This window comes from Paenibacillus sp. BK033 (assembly GCF_004345425.1).
Classification (GTDB): Bacteria; Bacillota; Bacilli; order Paenibacillales; family Paenibacillaceae; genus Pristimantibacillus.
Window position 1 is genome coordinate 71,709 of the sequence record NZ_SLVP01000006.1, and the last position, 18,006, is coordinate 89,714.

14 protein-coding genes and 1 riboswitch are annotated in these 18,006 nt (G+C 51.6%); of the genes, 10 read left to right on the forward strand and 4 right to left on the reverse strand.

The window, feature by feature from the left end:
• The first annotated feature begins 21 nt into the window (after nucleotides 1-21).
• From EV294_RS19945 to EV294_RS19965, 5 genes are all read left to right on the forward strand, one after another.
• Nucleotides 22-1,797 carry a sensor histidine kinase gene (locus tag EV294_RS19945; protein WP_132309972.1) on the forward strand — a complete coding sequence of 592 codons (1,776 nt, stop codon included), beginning with the start codon at nucleotides 22-24 and terminating at the stop codon, nucleotides 1,795-1,797.
• Nucleotides 1,772-2,560 (forward strand): response regulator transcription factor, encoded by a 789-nt coding sequence (locus EV294_RS19950; protein ID WP_132309974.1) that lies wholly within the window; start codon nucleotides 1,772-1,774, stop codon nucleotides 2,558-2,560. The genes EV294_RS19945 and EV294_RS19950 overlap by 26 nt, the downstream gene beginning before the upstream one ends.
• 101 nt (nucleotides 2,561-2,661) lie before the next feature.
• Entirely contained in the window at nucleotides 2,662-4,008 is a 1,347-nt protein-coding gene (locus tag EV294_RS19955; RefSeq protein ID WP_132309976.1) for an extracellular solute-binding protein, read from the forward strand.
• Nucleotides 4,009-4,110: 102 nt separating this feature from the next.
• Nucleotides 4,111-4,992, forward strand: a complete 882-nt coding sequence (locus EV294_RS19960) for a carbohydrate ABC transporter permease (protein WP_132309978.1) — start codon at nucleotides 4,111-4,113, stop codon at nucleotides 4,990-4,992.
• A 101-nt stretch (nucleotides 4,993-5,093) separates the two neighbouring features.
• Entirely contained in the window at nucleotides 5,094-5,972 is an 879-nt protein-coding gene (locus EV294_RS19965) for a carbohydrate ABC transporter permease (protein WP_132309980.1), read from the forward strand.
• Nucleotides 5,973-6,071: 99 nt separating this feature from the next.
• On the opposite strand, the gene thiC is transcribed toward EV294_RS19965, so the two are convergent.
• On the reverse strand, nucleotides 6,072-7,835 hold the full coding sequence (gene thiC / locus EV294_RS19970) for a phosphomethylpyrimidine synthase ThiC (RefSeq protein WP_132309981.1): 1,764 nt from the start codon (nucleotides 7,833-7,835) through the stop codon (nucleotides 6,072-6,074).
• A gap of 288 nt (nucleotides 7,836-8,123) precedes the next feature.
• Nucleotides 8,124-8,227, reverse strand: a riboswitch (TPP riboswitch).
• A 147-nt stretch (nucleotides 8,228-8,374) separates the two neighbouring features.
• Between thiC and EV294_RS19975 the strand changes: the two genes are divergently transcribed.
• Nucleotides 8,375-8,839 carry a hypothetical protein gene (locus EV294_RS19975; protein WP_132309982.1) on the forward strand — a complete coding sequence of 155 codons (465 nt, stop codon included), beginning with the start codon at nucleotides 8,375-8,377 and terminating at the stop codon, nucleotides 8,837-8,839.
• Nucleotides 8,840-8,961: 122 nt separating this feature from the next.
• Entirely contained in the window at nucleotides 8,962-9,963 is a 1,002-nt protein-coding gene (locus EV294_RS19980) for an NAD(P)-dependent alcohol dehydrogenase (protein ID WP_132309983.1), read from the forward strand.
• A gap of 27 nt (nucleotides 9,964-9,990) precedes the next feature.
• Here the strand turns inward: EV294_RS19980 and EV294_RS19985 are convergent, their stop codons facing one another.
• Nucleotides 9,991-13,251 carry an OmpL47-type beta-barrel domain-containing protein gene (locus tag EV294_RS19985; protein WP_243711737.1) on the reverse strand — a complete coding sequence of 1,087 codons (3,261 nt, stop codon included), beginning with the start codon at nucleotides 13,249-13,251 and terminating at the stop codon, nucleotides 9,991-9,993.
• 319 nt (nucleotides 13,252-13,570) lie between these two features.
• Here EV294_RS19985 and EV294_RS19990 point away from each other — a divergent pair, with 319 nt between their 5' ends.
• Together EV294_RS19990 and EV294_RS31125 are read left to right on the forward strand one after the other, a co-directional pair.
• Nucleotides 13,571-14,338 (forward strand): hypothetical protein, encoded by a 768-nt coding sequence (locus EV294_RS19990; RefSeq protein ID WP_132309985.1) that lies wholly within the window; start codon nucleotides 13,571-13,573, stop codon nucleotides 14,336-14,338.
• 134 nt (nucleotides 14,339-14,472) lie between these two features.
• Nucleotides 14,473-14,889, forward strand: coding sequence for an RDD family protein (locus tag EV294_RS31125; protein WP_132309986.1), 417 nt, complete (start codon nucleotides 14,473-14,475; stop codon nucleotides 14,887-14,889).
• A gap of 73 nt (nucleotides 14,890-14,962) precedes the next feature.
• Here the strand turns inward: EV294_RS31125 and EV294_RS20000 are convergent, their stop codons facing one another.
• Nucleotides 14,963-15,472, reverse strand: coding sequence for a tetratricopeptide repeat protein (locus EV294_RS20000; RefSeq protein ID WP_132309987.1), 510 nt, complete (start codon nucleotides 15,470-15,472; stop codon nucleotides 14,963-14,965).
• 99 nt (nucleotides 15,473-15,571) lie between these two features.
• Here EV294_RS20000 and EV294_RS20005 point away from each other — a divergent pair, with 99 nt between their 5' ends.
• Nucleotides 15,572-16,030 (forward strand): hypothetical protein, encoded by a 459-nt coding sequence (locus tag EV294_RS20005; RefSeq protein ID WP_132309988.1) that lies wholly within the window; start codon nucleotides 15,572-15,574, stop codon nucleotides 16,028-16,030.
• Between the two features lie 265 nt (nucleotides 16,031-16,295).
• On the opposite strand, the gene EV294_RS20010 is transcribed toward EV294_RS20005, so the two are convergent.
• The gene (locus EV294_RS20010) at nucleotides 16,296-17,903 is read right to left on the reverse strand and encodes a glycoside hydrolase family 43 protein (protein ID WP_132309989.1); all 1,608 of its coding nucleotides are present in this window, start codon (nucleotides 17,901-17,903) and stop codon (nucleotides 16,296-16,298) included.
• Between the last annotated feature and the right edge of the window lie 103 nt (nucleotides 17,904-18,006).

Below are 18,006 nucleotides of genomic sequence, written 5' to 3' on the forward strand. Positions count from 1 at the left end.
TATTTGGCGGGGGTGTCCGGGTTGTTTCAGTTTAATCGCATGAACACATTGCGCAATCAGATTTTCCTCGGGTTCGTGCTCGTTATGCTGCTGGTGCTTGCATCGGTAGGCTTTTTTACTTACGGACAAGTATCGGAGCTGCTTCGCAATAATGCCGAGAATCATATTCAGCAGACAGCGGTGCAGGCGACCGGCAAGATGGACGTTCTGCTCCATCAAATGGAAACGTTCACCATGCAGGTAGCCACCAACGCGTCGATTCAGAGTCTGATGGCCAAGGAGGCGGGCGGCACCAACCTCACCTTTGAGGAGCGGCAGGTGCTCCAGCATGAAATCCGCAAGCAGCAGGCGTACGTAAGCGGTGTACAGTCGATCGAATTGTACTCGAATGGCTTCCGGGTATTGTTTCCGCTGACGGATATCAGCCTATACAACCGGGTCCCCAATGAATGGATCCGGGAGGCGGACCGTGCCGCGGGCCAACTGGTATGGTTCGGTATCGATCCTAACAATCCGAATCAGATTACGGCGATCCGCCGCGTGCGCCTGATTGACCAATCCTTTTCCAATGCCGGGTATTTATTGGTCCGAATCGACAAAAAATATTTTGAGCTTATTGATACGAATACCTCCTCTGACGGCAAGGAAGAAATGGGCCTGATCGACGGCTCCGGTCAGATTATCGCGGCAAACTTCTCGGCGGACATTCCGCAGGACGTGCTGCAGAAGACCGACGGAAAGACCGTCAGCATGCACGGCAGATTGTATATCCCGATTCAAAAGCAGCTTGAGGGTGCGGCAGGGTGGCGGGTGTTGATTCTGACGCCGGCCGAATACGCCGCCGAAGGCGTCTCGGTGCTGCGCACGGCGATAATCGTATCGGTCATGGTTGGCGTGCTGTTGTTCCTGATCCTGACCTTTATCCTGTCGATCATGATCACGAGCCCGATTCTTAATTTGATCAAGGCGATGAGAGGCGCAAAGTACGGCTCGCTGAGGCCTATACCGGTAACGTCCTCCACGCTGGAGATTAACGAGCTGAACAATACGTACAACCAGATGGTCGCGTATTTGAACGAGCTGATTGAAGTGGTGTACGAGAAGGAGATTATTCAAAGCCGGACGGAGCTCAAGGCGCTGCAGGCGCAGATCAATCCGCATTTTCTTTTCAACACCCTGGAAGCTTTATATTGGGCGCTTGAGGACAAGGCTGAAGAAGAGCTGTCCCAGGTTGTCGTCGCGATGTCCGGCCTGTTCCGGTATGTGATCAACCGCGCCGACGATGACGAATGGGTAACGGTAGCCGATGAGCTGGAGCATGCGGAACGTTATCTGAAAATCATGGAGATGCGTTTGATCGACCGGCTGAAGTGGAGGATAGAAGGAGACGAAAGCCTTCGGAGCGTTCCGATTCCGAAGCTGCTTGTCCAGCCGCTTGTCGAGAATGCGATCTCGCACGGGGTAGAGCAGAGGATCGGACAAGGCTCGGTCGTCATTGACGTGGAGAAAACCGAGCGGCCGGGCTATATCCGGATTTCCGTTACGGACAACGGTCCGGGCATGAGCCTGGACAAGGTGCAATCGCTGTATGCGGCGATGAAGCAGGGACATGTCCATGACGCGAAGGGGAACGGGGTTGGCATATCCAACGTTGACCGAAGACTAAGGCTTTACTACGGGGAAGAGACGGAAGGCCTGGAGATTCAGAGCGAGCAGGGAATGGGCACTAGGATGTCCTTTGAAATACCGATGAACATGGGGGCGAGGCAAGATGAAGACCATTCTGATCGTAGATGATGAGCCAAGAACAAGGGAAGGCGTGCGGAAGGTGCTGGAGTCATGGTCGGCAGGCCGTTACGAAATCACCACATCCTCAAGTGCCGTGGAAGCATTGGAATGGCTGGAGGCGAATGAAGCCAATCTGGTTATTACCGATATCCGGATGCCGGAGATTAACGGGCTGGAGCTGGTAGAGAAGCTAAGGGATAGGCAGCATCCTCCGGTTGTGATCGTTATCTCCGGCCATCCGCAGTTCGACTATGCCCATAAAGCTTTGCAATTCGGCGTTATCGAATATTTGCTGAAGCCGCTGGACAAGAAGAAGCTGGTGGAAGCCGTGGAGCTTGCGTTCCGCAAGGAGGAGGAGCTGAACCGGATTGAGCGCATGGAGCGGCTTGTCGATACGAAGCTGCTGGAGACTAGCGAGCAGGAGACGCAGTACAGCGCGCCGGTGAAGGAATCGATTCAGTATTTGGATGAGCATCTGCACGAGCCGGTTACGATGAGGGATATTGCCGATCACCTGCACATGAACGCAAGCTATTTCAGCGTCCTGTTCAAGGAGCAGACCGGGCTGACCTTCAGCGATTATTTGACAAGGCGCCGAGTGCAAAGAGCCAAGGAGCTGCTGACCGGCACGCGCCTGTCGATTAACGAGATAGCCGAAAAAGCGGGCTACCAGACGGCGAAATATTTCGTTAAAGTGTTCCGGTCGCATGAAGGCGTAAGCCCTGGGCAATACCGGAAAAACGTCTCGCATGCGGAGGAGACAATCCAATAAAAGTAGTACTTTTCCCAACTCGCAATACCTTATGCTGCTGTGAAAGCGCTGTTACAATTTGTTTAGCAATACAAACACATCAGTCAAAAGGGGTTGTAAACGTGTTCAAAAAATCGAAGTGGATGACACTCGGACTTATTCTCTGTCTCGCCATCGTAACGGCAGCATGCGGCAACAACAGCGGCAGCAGCTCAAATAACGGCAACACGGCTTCTAACGGGGGCTCCTCTGAAAGCGGTTCCGACAAGAAGGTAACGATCAACTTCATGCACCTGTGGCCGGAAGGCGTATCCGCGGGTCAGAACAAAATCGTGAACCAGATCATCAACGATTACCAAAAAGAACATCCAAACGTGACGATCAAGCAAGAGGTACTGGATAACGAGCAATACAAAAACAAGCTGAAGGTCCTCTCGGCATCCAACCAGCTTCCTGATGTAGGCGTAACTTGGGCGGCAGGCTTCCTCAAGCCGTATGTAGACGGCCAGCTGTTCACGCCGGTCGACGATCTGCTGAGCGGCGAGCTGAACGGCAAATTCGTAGCAGGCACAACGGAGGCTTACGCGATCGACGGCAAAACGTATGCGCTTCCGCTGGAGTTCAACATCGCTCCGATCTACTACAACAAAGAAATATTCAAGAAGTACAATCTTGAAGTTCCAACGACTTACGAGCAATTCAAGCAAGTTGTGAAAACGCTGTCCGACAACGGCGTAGCTCCAATCGCCCTCGGCAACAAAGACCGCTGGACGGGTTCCCTGTGGTACATGTACCTGGCTGACCGCATTGCCGGTCAAGAGACCGTAGCCAACGCCATCAAAGGCGCGGCGAAATTCACGGATCCGGGTCTGCAGCAAGCGGCTTCCGAGGTGCAATCCCTGGTTGACGCAAACGCATTCGTGAAAGGCTTTAACGGTCTGTCGAACGAAGAAGCGAAATCCGAATTCCTGAACGGCAATGCCGCGATGTACCTGATGGGTACTTGGGAGCTGCCGAACTTCACAACCAACGAAGACATTCCGCAATCGTTCCGCGACAGCGTTGGATTCTTTAAATTCCCGACGGTTGAAGGCGGCAAAGGCAACGCGGACAGCTGGGTTGGCGGTCCCGGCGTAGGCTTGTTCGTAGCGGAGAACTCGAAAGTGAAAGAAGAAGCGAAAGCATTCGTTCAATACTTCGTAACGAAGTGGGGCGAGCAATCCGTAACCGGCGCGGGCGTTATCCCGGCTACGAAGATCGATACTTCTTCGATTAAGCTGCCGCAGCTGTACATCGACCTGTTCAACGAACTGAACAAAGCAAGCAGCATCACCCTGTTCGCGGACGTTCAATTGCCGGCCAATGCGGCTGAGACTCATCTGAACATGATTCAATCGCTCTTCGGCAAAGCCGTTAACCCAGAGAAATTTGCATCCGAGCAAGATGCGGCCATCGCGAAAGGCAACTAGTTCAGACATCCAAAAATAAAGGGAGGCCTATCCGGACGGACGGGTTCGAAATACCGGATAGGCCGCCCTCCTTATTTTTGACAGAGAAAGGAGTCGGCCAACTTGGATAAGGTGCTATCTAACAAGAAAGTCATCGCATTATACGTTCTGCCATCCCTTCTGCTCATTCTAGCCGTCGTTTATATCCCCATCGTTCTGACGGGCTATTACGGATTGAACGAATGGAACGGCATTGGCGCAATGAAGTGGGTGGGCCTCGATAACTACGCAGCGTTGATTAAGGATCAAGATTTCTGGAGCAGTGCGGGACATTCGCTGCTGCTAGCTGTATTTTCCATGGTCAGCCTTATCATCTATCTCATCGTAGCAATGGTGCTTGCGGCAAAGCTTAAAGGAGCAAACCTGTTCCGCAAAATTTACTTAATCCCGATGCTGCTGTCCTCGGTGGCAATCGCTCAGCTGTGGCTCAAAATCTATCATCCTACCAACGGCATTATGAATAGCTTGCTGGAATCCCTTGGCGTTGCAAATCCTCCCGCCTGGCTTGCAGAGACGGATCTTGTTCTGTTCGCATTGTTCATTCCGATTCTGTGGCAGTACGCGGGCTTCTATATTTTGATCTACTACGCGGCATTGAAGAACATCCCATCTTCCCTTGAAGAAGCGGCTAAGATTGACGGAGCGAATTCGTTCCAGATCGCTTGGAGAATCAAATTCCCGCTTGTTATGGAGGTCGTGAAAGTAACGATTGTCCTGGCGGTCGTAGGTTCCCTGAAGTACTTCGACCTGATTTACGTCATGACGGACGGCGGGCCGAACGGCTCCAGCGAAGTAATGGCGTCGTACATGTACCATAAAGCCTTTAAGGCTTATGACTTCGGTTACGGCAGCGCGGTTGGCTTCTTCCTGCTTGTTATCTGTCTGGTAGCAACATGGATCATCCGCAAGGCAACGGCCAGCAAAGACACGATCCAGTATTCCTAAGTAAAATAAATTCTTTAAGCTAATGCTTACGAGGTAAGAATCATCACAAACAGCCTTATAAAGGCTGTTTGGGTGATAATTCTTTTCAGGAGGTACGCTTCATGTCATCGACAACTATGAAACTGGGCGGAGAAGCGAAATCCGGTTCGAGAATAGGAATGAAGGTCGGCTACGCTGTACTGTACATTGTTCTCATTGCCGTAGCGGTGTTCCAGGTTTATCCGCTCATCTGGCTCTTGTTCTTCTCTTTGAAAAACAACCAGGAAGTGTTTAATCTATCGCCGTTTGCTTTGCCATCGCCTCCGCACTGGAGCAACTACAGCAAAGTGTGGAACGCGGGCAATATCGATACGTATTTCCTGAACAGCGTATGGATTACGGTAGCGGCAACGGCTGCGACGATTGTGCTTGGCAGCCTTGTGACGTTCGCGATTACCCGCATGAAATGGAAGCTCAGCTCGCTTGTCCTCGGTCTTTTTATGGTTGCCATGATGATTCCGGTACACTCGACGCTGATTCCGCTGTTCAGCATGTTCAACAAGGTCCATCTGATCGACAATCCGTTGTCTCTCATCCTGTCTTACGTGGCATTTAACATGCCGATCACCATTATGATTCTGCTTGGCTTCTATGTCGCTCTGCCGAAGGAAGTGGAGGAAGCGGCTATCATCGATGGAGCCAGCATCCATAAGGTATTCTTCAGCATCGTGTTCCCGATGACCAGCTCCGTGCTCGCGACAACGGGCATCATCAACATGATCTACAACTGGAACGAATTTATTTTCGTCAATACGTTTATCAGCTCGGATAAGTTCAAGACGCTTACCGTTGGCGTACAGAACTTTATCGGCCAATACACCACCGATTGGGGCGCAATCGGCGCCACGTTGATGATCAGCATCCTGCCGATCCTTATCACGTTCTTGTTCCTCAGCGACCGGATCGTAGAAGGCATCGCGGCCGGTTCGGTAAAAGGTTAAATTGAAAATCGGCAACGGGGCTGGCTGTGCCAAAGTCATGAATAATGACTTTGGCACAGCCATCTTTTGTTTTCACCCCTAGATATGCGTCGTTTTGCTTCAGCCGTACAGCTTGCTCCCGGACATTTTGAACGAATCCGCCTGTTCTTTCATTCCGGCCTGGAAAGCCTCTTCGTTGTTCAGACCCCGTGCTTCCGCGTATTCCCGGATGTCTTGCGTAATCCGCATGCTGCAGAACTTCGGTCCGCACATGGAGCAGAAGTGAGCCGTTTTCGCCGCCTCGGCTGGCAGCGTCTCGTCATGGTAGGCGATTGCCCGTTCGGGATCAAGGGACAAATGGAACTGGTCGCGCCATCGGAATTCGAACCTTGCCTTCGACAAGGCATCGTCCCGGAGTTTCGCCATGGGATGTCCTTTGGCGAGGTCGGCGGCATGCGCCGCTATTTTGTAGGCGATGACACCGTCTTTAACGTCTTCTTTATTGGGAAGGCCCAGATGCTCTTTCGGCGTTACGTAGCATAACATTGCCGTTCCGAACCAACCGATCATCGCCGCTCCTATCGCCGATGTGATATGGTCGTAGCCCGGCGCGATGTCCGTGGTCAGCGGCCCCAGCGTATAAAAAGGCGCTTCCTTGCAGATTTCCATTTGGAGATCGACGTTTTCTTTGATCAGATGCATGGGAACGTGGCCCGGCCCTTCGATCATAACCTGAACATCATGCTTCCAAGCGATTTCCGTCAATTCTCCAAGCGTTCTCAGCTCCGCGAATTGAGCTTCGTCGTTAGCGTCCGCAATGGAGCCTGGACGAAGGCCGTCCCCAAGCGAAAACGTTACGTCGTAAGCTTTCATAATCTCGCATATTTCTTCAAAGTGGGTATAGAGGAAGTTTTCCTTGTGGTGAGCGAGACACCAGGCGGCCATGATGGAGCCGCCCCGGGAAACGATGCCGGTGACGCGCTTGGCGGTAAGCGGAATGTAACGCAGCAGCACGCCGGCATGAATGGTGAAATAATCGACACCCTGTTCCGCCTGTTCAATTAACGTATCGCGGAACACTTCCCAGCTCAGGTCTTCCGCTTTTCCGTTCACTTTTTCAAGCGCCTGGTAAATCGGCACCGTGCCAACGGGAACGGGGGAGTTGCGGATAATCCATTCGCGGGTCGTATGGATGTTTTTGCCCGTGGACAAGTCCATGATCGTATCCGCTCCCCAGCGGGTCGCCCACGTCATCTTCTCGACTTCCTCTTCAATAGAGGAGGTAACGGCCGAATTGCCGATGTTGGCGTTAATCTTCACATGGAAGCGGCTCCCGATGATCATCGGTTCGAGTTCGGGATGATTGATGTTCGCCGGTATAACCGCACGTCCGCGGGCTACCTCCGAACGGACCAGCTCGGGATCAACACCCTCGCGAATCGCAATAAACTCCATTTCCGGAGTGACGATGCCTTTGCGGGCGTAGTGAAGCTGGGTCACGTTTCGCCCCGGTTGTGCCTGAAGAGGCCGGTGGTTCAGGCCGGGAAATACTTCCGCGCCTTTCTCCTTCGCGCGTTCCTCGTTTGCAAAGCCGTTGTCTTCCGGCCTGACGATGCGGCCGTCGTAGGCTTCCGTGTCGCAACGTTCGTTAATCCACCCGCCCCGCACAATCGGGAGCCCTTTGCGTACATCGGCCTCGTAGGACTCGTCCGTGTAAGGGCCGCTAGAGTCATACACCCGCACCGGTTCATTCGGCTGCGGCTGTCCGTCTTTCCCTTGGCTGTCGGCTAATACGATTTCGCGCACGGGAACCCGAATATCTTCCCTCGATCCTCTCACATACGTTTTGCGGCTGCCCGGCAGCGGCGTCGATAAAATCGGCATCAAAAAACCTCCTTAAGAACATTCGATAGATTCAGGAATGTCCGCTAGGAGGCCGTTGTTAGGGGAAATGAGAATGTACGCGTTAGGCACGACGAATAGGCAGAGCTCGCCCCGGCAGGGCAAAGCTCGCATCCCCCCGGCCGCTCCCACAAAGACAGCTTTTGATGCGGCCGGACGATATCCGGCAACGAAAAAAGCCGCCCCGTCGGGAGCGGCTTGAGGTGTCGAAATCCGTGCAAATCGAAACGGACGAATGACAATAGCATCCGTTTCTATCGCATATGGCTGACGCGCACAAGACCACTTTCCTACGCTGGCATGACCCAGATCAGGTTCGAAGGGACCAAGGCTAAGCCTTATCTCAGCCCTTGCGGGCGCCCCTAGTGGAATTCCTAGTGACAAGAGTACACTCGTATCCAGTTTCTGTCAAGCAAGCTTTCAAGCGGATTTTTCATTTCATGGCTCATAGGCAGGATGATTTGGCCGTGTATGGAATAGTAATATACAATCTCGTACTTGATCAGGGGAGGTTGGATGAATTGGACAATCAGCCATTCAAGCATGCGGTCAGAAACCCTTCGGGCGTTAAGAACATTTTCGGGATGACGGTGCTGTGTTCACTCTTTCTTGTTAGTACGCTGCGGGGGAAAGACGACGGTACCGCCTTGTCTATTTTCGGAATCGCGGTGTTCTGCTTCTGCGCTGCCGCATTGCTTTGGTCGCTGTACCGGGCCGTTCAGAAGCCGATTGATCTCTGCCTGCGGGAGGATGCGCTTTTGCTCAATGGAAATACGATTGCTCCGGAGCAAATTAAGGTCATCATGATCAGAAGGGACTCGGTTCACCCCATTATCGGGATCAAGCCTCATGGCGCGAGAATTGTTCCTGTCCGCATGTGCTTCAGGTACGTGGATAAAGAGGAGCAAGGCTTCGCTGATATCGCTGACTGGGCGAAGAAGAATAACGTAAAAGTCGATTACGGTTTCTTTTTTAGATGGATATAGGATTTGCACCCAGCTTTACCTATTGGTCGTACAATAAAGATAACCCGCTTCTTCTAAAACGGATCAACCAAGCGATGAAAAAGCTTTAACGCCATTTGAACGGTGTAATATGGAGGGCTGCCATGAAGTCTATTACGATGAAAGCGCTGGTCTATGAAGCTTACGGTTCGCCGGAGGTTCTCCGGATCAAAGAAGTGGAAGTCCCTGCGCCGAAGGAGCATGAAGTGCTGATCGAGGTTCATGCCGCTTCGGTCAATTCATGGGATTGGGATCTGCTCCGCGGCAAGCCGTACATAACCCGCATTGGCGGCTTCCGCAAGCCGCGGTATCCGATTCTTGGCGCGGATATTGCCGGGAAAATAATTGCCGTTGGCGCCTCCGCCACGCGGTTCCGGCCCGGTGATAAGGTGTTCGGCGATCTATCCGGCTGCAACTGGGGAGGATTTGCCGAATATGTATGCGCGCGTGAGGATGCCTTGACCCCAATGCCGAAGCGGTTAAGCTTCGAGCAAGCGGCCGCGATTCCGCAAGCCGCCGTGCTTGCCCTGCAGGGGATGCGCGATAAAGGGAATTTGCAGAAGGGTCAGCATGTGCTTATCAATGGAGCAGGGGGAGGCGTTGGGACGTTTGCGATCCAATATGCCAAGCTGCATGAGGCTGAAGTAACCGCCGTGGACCGTGCAAGCAAGCGGGACATGCTGCTGTCACTCGGAGCGGATCATATGCTGGATTACGAGAAAGAGGACTTTACCGCGACCGGAAGGCAATACGATCTTATCCTCGATGTAGTGGGGACCCGTTCGGTCTTCAAGGTAAAGCGTGCGCTTAAGAAAGGCGGTACGTACGTCATGATTGGCGGCTTAATGCCGCGTCTTCTCCAGACCCTGCTGGCCGCACCGCTAATCCGCAGGCTTGAGAAGAAGAACATGACCATTCTGGTTCATAAGCCGAATCAGGCGGATCAACAGGTATGGCTGTCGCTTGCTGAGGCGGGCCGGATTGCTCCCGTCATTGACCGGCTTTATGGCCTGCAGGATGCCGCCGAGGCTCTCCGGTACTTCGGGGAAGGGGAGTTTAAAGGCAAAATCGTTGTCCGCATGAAAAGCGAAAACCCCAAGCCATAAGGCTTGGGGTTTCTTGACGTTCGTTTTTTATCCCATTATTTCGTGACAGTAACGAATGGTATCGCTTGTGGTAACGCCTGCCGCATTCACTAGCTCGCAGCGGTATTCGTAGGTGCCGGGCTTTTTCTCCGAAACGGCGGTTACGGCGGTTTGCGCCGCGGGAGTAGCTTCCTTCAGCGATTGCGTATCAATTAGCACGCCATTCTCGTATAAGCGATATTCCGATGCGTTTGTGCCCCACCATAGGTTCATCGTTACTTTGTAGCTTCCGTCTTGATCCCAGTTGTCATGGGACAGGACGGCTTTGCCCGGTGAAGCGTCGGTTACTTGAACGACCAGCGTGCTGCTGGACGTTTTGCCGTAGGCATTCATCAATTCCGCGGTGTACGTGTAGGTTCCGTTAGCTTTGCCCGCGATTTTGGTTTGAACGGATTGGGCGAAAGGAGAGGCGTCCTTCAATTGGGCGGTATCGACCAGTACGCCATTCTCATACAGTCGGTACTCTGTGCCGTTATTGCCCCACCACAGGTTCATCGTTACCGTATAGCTACCGTCTTGAAGACCGTTATCCCAGCCGTTGTTATGGGATAAGACGGGCGTTCCCGGAGCACCGGCGGCAAGCGGCTTGCTTGTCACTTTGAACGCGTAGCTTGCGGTGGACGTATTGCCTGCGTTGTCGGTTACCGTATATTTGACCGTATGGCTTCCGATACCAAGCTTGGAGGCTGCGATAGAATATCCATTTGCAATTACGCTATTGTCCAAGAGTAGCTGCTCCGAAGCAACACCGGAAAGCGAGTCGCTGCTTGCAATTTCATAGACAAGAGTCGCCGTCTCAACAACGTCTGCCACTTGTCCGCCGGATTGCGTTAACACCGCAGTTGGAGCGGTCTTGTCCAATGGGACATGGACCGAAGCCACGCTGCTTTTGTTGCCTGCCGCATCAACCGCGTAATAAGTAAATGTATGATTGCCCTCAGCGGTTACGGTAACCGGCGTTGTGTAATCGGAAAAGATATCGTTGTTTAACGCGTAAAACGATTCTACTTTACCTTCCGAGTTGTCTTTAGCGGTTACGGCCACTTGAACATCCCGATTAAACCAGCCTTCCGCATTAGGGGAAGCGGACAGCGAGGCTTCAGCGGTTGGCGGCGCGTTATCCGCCGGTTGAGAAACCGTGAAATCCGCGAGGCTGCGCGGTTTGAGCTGGTACAAGTCTTTGAAAATAGCGGACACGCCGGTAATCGTTACCTTCTGGCCAACGGCGTAAGGGAAGCTGCTTTGCGTAAGGCCCGTGCGACCGTCAACACGGATATGATTAACCGTTCCGTTATCGCTGACCGCATCAAATTCGAAGGAGCCGGATGGCGTAGCGGAGACGATATTGGCAATCGCGACGTCCCTCAGCTGAAGCAGCTGGCCTTGATTGGAGCCGTCCGCTGCGTTTACCGCGCTTGGGGCCGGCAAAGCCGCCGTCCCTGTTTTTTCGATCGCCACAATATCCCCAAGCTCAAGCTCTGTATTATAGAGTGCGGTGGTTGCCGTTACTTTGACAACATCGCCCTGATGATAACCGGCTGCGTTCTGGTACACGTAAATACCGCCTGTCTCATCCTGCAGGTAGAAGGTTTGCCCGCCAAAAATCCCAGGCTCCGTCGTCACCACGCCTTCAACCGTAACGGTGGCGCCTACGGCTGCGGCACGGGATTCCGCAATGGTGCTCTTGGCCGGGATTCCGCCTTCGTCGCCCGGAAGCGGCTCAGCCGGTACGTTGCCGAGCGTAACGGCTTCAGTCAGCAGGTTCGTGCTGTTTTGTCTAAGCCGAAGATTAGCGGCACCGGTGGATCCGGCTTTTAAGCGGATGGTTAAATCCTTATAAGCATGTCCCGCGGCGTCGGCCGTAACGCTGAAGTTCGCGCTGTAGCCGTAAGCCGTCGGCCAAGTTCCGTCCGCATTTTGCACCTGAGCGATTTGGGTGCCGCCGCTCGTTAAATAAACGCCAATCTGATAATTGCTGACGGTCGAATTAGGAGCCAGGTTGTTAAATACGACACGAACCGGGAACGACGTTCCGCTGCTGGGCAGCGTTGACTGGTGGACAAAGCTGTATGCCGGATTCGAGACAGCCGTCGCGCCGCCGTATGAACCAGCCTTAAACGTCGAGCGGTCATACCATTTGTAGCCTGCATTCGGAGCTGCCCATGGTTCAGGCTGCGGCTCCGTGGACAAGGATGGCGTCTCGAAAGGAAGCAGGGCAGTAGGCTGGTCGAGCTGCAAGCCATTTACTTGGCTGAGGCTTGTATAGCTCTCTTTTGTCGACAGCCAGTCGATCAGGTTCACGAGCAATACGCCGTCATTCGCTTCTTTGAAGCCGTCGTAAGTGGTTTTCTTAGCGCCCGTATCTTCACGCAAATATTTAGGCGTGACGTCCTCAACGGGGGAGGAATCGCCGATAAAAGCCGCTTTCCCGCCGCCAAGCTTGGAGACGGCTACATAAGGGCCTTCCGCTGTGCCGCCGCCGTTGTATACCCCTTGGTCAACCGCGCTTGCCCATGCTTCGTTTGTTTGAGGCAGGTACACAATGCCTTTTGCTTTTGCCGGATCAATAATGGCAAGCGTCGAGCCGGCATGCATGGCGACGGCCGATACGCCTTCCGTAATGCCAAACGCCTGATTCGGAGCGACAATGTTTGTTGCGTTAATGTCGCCAAGCGCATTGTAACGGAAGCGGATGCCGAAGTGATCGGCCAGCCAGTCCGAGCTTGCGACATTTTGCATGGCTGAGGAATTGGCTTCCTCCGTGCTCATGCCTTGAGCCGGATTCGCCCATGCGCCGCGGCGGTAGCCGTTAATGGACTCCGAGCCGTCCCAGCGGTTTTTATTCCGGTCCGCGTTGTAATGGTCGCCGATGAAGAAGATGCTGCCGCCGCCTTCCACATATTGCTCCATGGCAGCTTGCTCCGAGGTTTTGAACGGAATGTTGGGTTCAGCTATAACGAATACGTCATAGCCTTTCAAATCGTCATACGTAAACGGGGTCGACTTGCGAAGCTCTTGGACAAAATAGCCATTGTTAGCAAGCCCGTTGGCGAAATCCGAGAAGCCGCCGTCGATAACCCAATCCGCTGCTCCAGCCGTTTGCGCATGCGTGTTGTCGAACAGCACTTTTTTGCCCGCATTCTCGTTGACGACCTTTGCGTTGATGTAAGGGGCAGGATCCGATGGTCCCTCCGCATGAGCGCTATTGCTTGTCCATTGATACTGAACCGGTACAACCAGCAGCAGCATCAGCAGCAACTTGAGCCATTTGTGTCTCACTTGAAGCAATCTCTCCATAACCATACCTCCCATTGTATGTTTCCGGCGTTAGTTTACCACGTGCTTCCAGATTTGTGTGATAGGGTATTGTAAAAGAGGGACCGCTCGGACTAGTTCTAAGGTAGGGCTGCGTACGGCTGTATAATGGCGAGTACTACGATTCCATTCGGATTTGCGCGAGGAATGGGAAGGGCGATAAAATTTGGGCGCTTGCCATAGAATCGCAAGAGCATATTTAAATCCTTATAGTGGGAATAAATATAATATCCCAACATTGAGGTGTTTGCTATTGAAAAAGTGGATATGGACAATTGCGATAATTCTCGGATTTACTTATCTATTCGGGACGCCTGCTTTTGCGAAAGAGAACGACCCCGCTGTTGAATTCGCCAAGGCCATTACGCGCAATGACTATAAAAAAGCACAAAGCTGCATCGATCAAGATTATGTGCGTATTCCCGAGATACCGGAACATGTTTCCGCGCAAAGCTATCAGCTTGTACCCTCGCCTATAAGCGGAGTGCAAGTCCTTATGGTGAACCTTTATGACGAGAAACGAAAAACCGAGCGACTGGCTTATATCTGGGAGTTGTCGGTTAATTACGGCCGTATTACGCAGATCCGTGTTTTATACGAGGGATTCAACCCGCTGGCGGAAGAGGCTCGCTTAATAAGAGAATATCAATACAAATTCAAGCGTCATCTCTTAGCGCCAACCGAGCTGCCTTTTAAGAAGGTGACTGAATTTCATGGCTACATCGAGGAGGACAGCTCAATCGAGCTGTTGTATCGGAACGATGAAATAAACGGTTTTTTCAAGGTTAAAGCGTCTCCCGTAACCGTGGATTTGGATCGCTTCAAGTTTGATAAAGATGATGTGTACTACACGCTGAAAGACGGAACCAAGGCGCTTTACAGAGTGAATTATGATTTAGGCTATGAGTTGAGGTTTCAGAAAAATGGGATGCAGTATATGCTTGGCATCGGCAACAAGAAATATTTGAAGGTCAAATACAAGCCGGAAACCTTGCTGAAAATCGCGAATTCCATGGTTTAACCGGGGCTGTCTCCCGCCGCAAGGGGACAGCTTTTTTATTTGGCTTCTTATTGCGCGATAAGTAGGATATTATTTGCTTTATACCGTATTTTTCTAGAAACCATCACAACTTAACGTTGAAAGCAGGGGCAGTAATGAAGAGGAATAGACTATTGGCATTTTTTATTGATTATATCTTGGTTCTGCTTATTTTTGTTCCAATTAGTATCCTCATCAATTTAAATTCGACTGAAGAAAACTCTAATAGACCTTTTGAAATCTTTTATCCGCTTCTGTTCCTGGTTCTGTTTGTTTTCTATAACAGAGATCTTATAGACGGCAGAAGCATCGGGAAACGAATCGTAGGGATAGGTGTAAGGGATCAATCCAATGTTCAACATACCCCGGGGATCATCAGGCTTTTTTTTAGAAATGTACTTTTGATATTGTGGCCCCTTGAACTTTTGTTTTTCATTATCACGGGGAGAAGACTAGGGGACAGGCTCTTGAAAACTAAGGTAGTCGAATTGAAAAAAAAGGTTCTCTCAAAAGAGGAAGAGACCCCCGAATAATTCGAGGGCTTGAAAAGGTATGCTTCAATGAATGATTGCAATGATAAAACGCTGCTCGACGATAGCCTTCTGTTTATTCCGCGGTTTCGTCAAGATCTTCATTGTAAGCCAATATTCCGCGTTTGAAGTAATGAAGCTTTTCGTCGGTGGTGCTTTCCATCAGGTTCGTGATCAGAAGTCCCACGCTTTCCTTATAGCTGTGGCTATTATACAGGGCCATGGCCAGAAATACTTGAATGGCGCGGTTCCCGGGGAATTCCTTCATGCCTCTCCGCAAAGTCTCGACGGCTTTGTCGTATTGTCCCCAATAACGGTAGGTACTCCCCAGTCCCATCAGGCATCTTTCCAGGTCAGGACCGGATAACCCTAATTCAATTGCTCGTTCGTAATAGGGAATCGCCTTATTACCGAGACCGGAGTTATCGCAGGCGATCCCCATTTGGTAATTAATTTCCGCATCATCGGGATAATGGCCAAGCAACTCTAATAATTGCTCGCGTACTTCGCTTAGAATCCCTTGATCCTGCTTTGCCCGGCCTTCTTCGCGGCGTTCAATGAGTCTTTTCAAATCGTCTCTTGTCATTGTCTCATCATTCCTTTTAAAACTCTTTATTTCAAAGTAAATGAATGCCCTGACAATAGCAAGAAATACTATGTAAATAAAAAATTGCGGGGTAAGAATATGAAGACAATACATAAGCGTTTATTTTCAATCATTCTAGCCTTTGCAGTTGCGGTCTTATGCGTCGAGTCAGCTAGAAGCGGTGGAGTGCTTGCCGCTCAACCTATGCATAGAGACATCAGTTATCTAGGGGAAATCGGCCCTTTAATTACAGAAAAGATTAAATCGGCCGATATTACTAGTCCGCACAATAAGAGATCTCATCTTACTGAAGATGAGATAAGTAATTTTATTGATTTCTTCAAGAAGTTATCAAAGAAGGATGTTACCCGGTACTATGGACCAGCTCCAAAGGGTGGGCCGCCAAGGTTACAAATCACGTTAGGATCAGACGAAAAGGTTTCCCTGTTACTTAACGGTGATTACATATTGTTTTATGGTGATGGAAAAAAAGTATCTCAGGTCTATAAACCGGGCTTAGGTATGTTTACTGTATATAAAATAAGGCATTACAAATAACGAAAGGAAGGCCCATTAAAGCGGCCTTCCTTTTCTTTCGGTCCCCCAAAAAATAAGACAACGGGCGGCGAGGAATAGAGGTAAAAGTTTCTCCTGGAGGAGCGGAGCGTCTGCCTTTGCCCGGAGGGCAACAGCCACACCGAATTTCGGCAACGAACTAGATGTTGCGAAATTCCGGTGAACCGGAAGGAGAACTTTTACCGCCATGACGAGCGCACTTGTCTCCAACCCCCGCCATGACGAGCTTAGTTGTTAACTCCAGGTTTTAGATGTCTTTATAAACAAAATAGTCAAAGTCCGCATGCAAACCTCTGCCCGAGGTATCCTGGCATTGCATGCCGACAAATGCGCCGGTGAAGAAGCCGCCGCCTTGGATATAATCATCCGACAGCTTATGCGACTCGAAGGTGACCGGCAGCGTTGTCCAGCTGTCGCCGTCGAACGAATAGGAGTAGCGGTACGTCAGCTCCGTAACCTCAACGCGGAGGAATACGTACTCCACGCTGTCCGGGATAACAACCTCGGAGCCTTGCAGCGGCTGCGAGAACGAGAAGTTATCGCAAGCAACCAGCTCCAGAATCCTGCCTTTCTCTTCATGCCGGGTAATCTGGCAGGACGTCCAGTTCTGCGTATTGTAATAGTTCACGAGACCCGCGGATTGCTGGAACGTACTTGGGTTGAAGGCAACCTTCGTCTCCGCGGTGAAGTTGAAATGCTGCCAACGGCGGGCAACGAATGCCTGAGTGAACTTCGAAGTGAGCGATTCTTTTCCGTAGATGCGCAGATGGCCCGGGTTGTCCTTCAAGGAGACAATCTTCTCGCCAAGCGGAATACGCAGCGTCTGGAAATGCGGGTTAAGCGTCTCGGAATCGAAATCGTCCTTCTCCGGGAAGTCCGGTCCCCACACGACCTCTTCGATGTTTGGTCCTTCAATGGTCAAGGACGGTTTATTGCCGCCAACCACGTACGGCCAATCGTTATGCCATTCAAGACGTTGAATCGCGGTCTCTCTGCCAAGCGGGCAATAGCCGCGCGGATCGAGCAGCGGTTGTCCTTCACGGGAGAGCGGGCGTCCCACCAGATGGACAAGGAACCACTCATCCGTATGCGTCTGGACGATCGAAGCATGTCCCGCTTTTTGCAGCGCAATCCGCGGATGAGCGTGCGAGGAGATGAGCGGATTTTCCGGGTGAACCTCATAGGGTCCGCGAATATCCTTGGAACGCGCAATGGTCGCCTGATGGTCGTATTTTGTGCCGCCCTCAGCGGTCAGCAGGTAGTAATAGCCGTTGATTTTATACAAATGCGGTGCTTCGGTCAGCTTAATGTCGGTGCCTTTGAAGATCACCTCCGCTTTGCCGACCAGACGCTGTTCAGCCGCATCATACTCCTGCAGCACGATCCCGTAGAACGGATGATTGCCCACGCGCTGATCCCACAGCATATTCACGAAATATTTTTTACCGTCCTCGTCATGGAAGAGGGAAGGGTCAAAGCCGGAGCTGTTCATAGGAATCGGCTCAGACCATTCGCCGTCAATCGTATCGCAGGTAACGAGGTAGTTGTGGCAATCCTTCCATTGGCCTTCGACAACCTTCACGTCGGTGTAGATCAGCCAGAATTGATTGTCGCTGTACGACAATTGAGGCGCCCAAATACCGCCGGAATCCGGATTGCCCGTCATGTTCAGCTGGCTTAGACGGTTCAGCGGACGGGACGCAAGCCGCCAGTGTTTCAGATCCTTGGAATGGTAAATTCCCACGCCCGGAAACCACTCGAAGGTCGATACCGCAATATAATAATCTTCGCCTACGCGGCAAATGCAAGGATCCGGATTAAAGCCCGGCAGAATAGGATTCGTAATAGTAGCCATTTCGACAAAATTCTCCTCTCGTCAGGTCAGCAAATATGCTATTAGGAAGACTGGGATTACTTAGAAATTACCCTTCTTGATCACAGAGCTTCACTTGCTGATA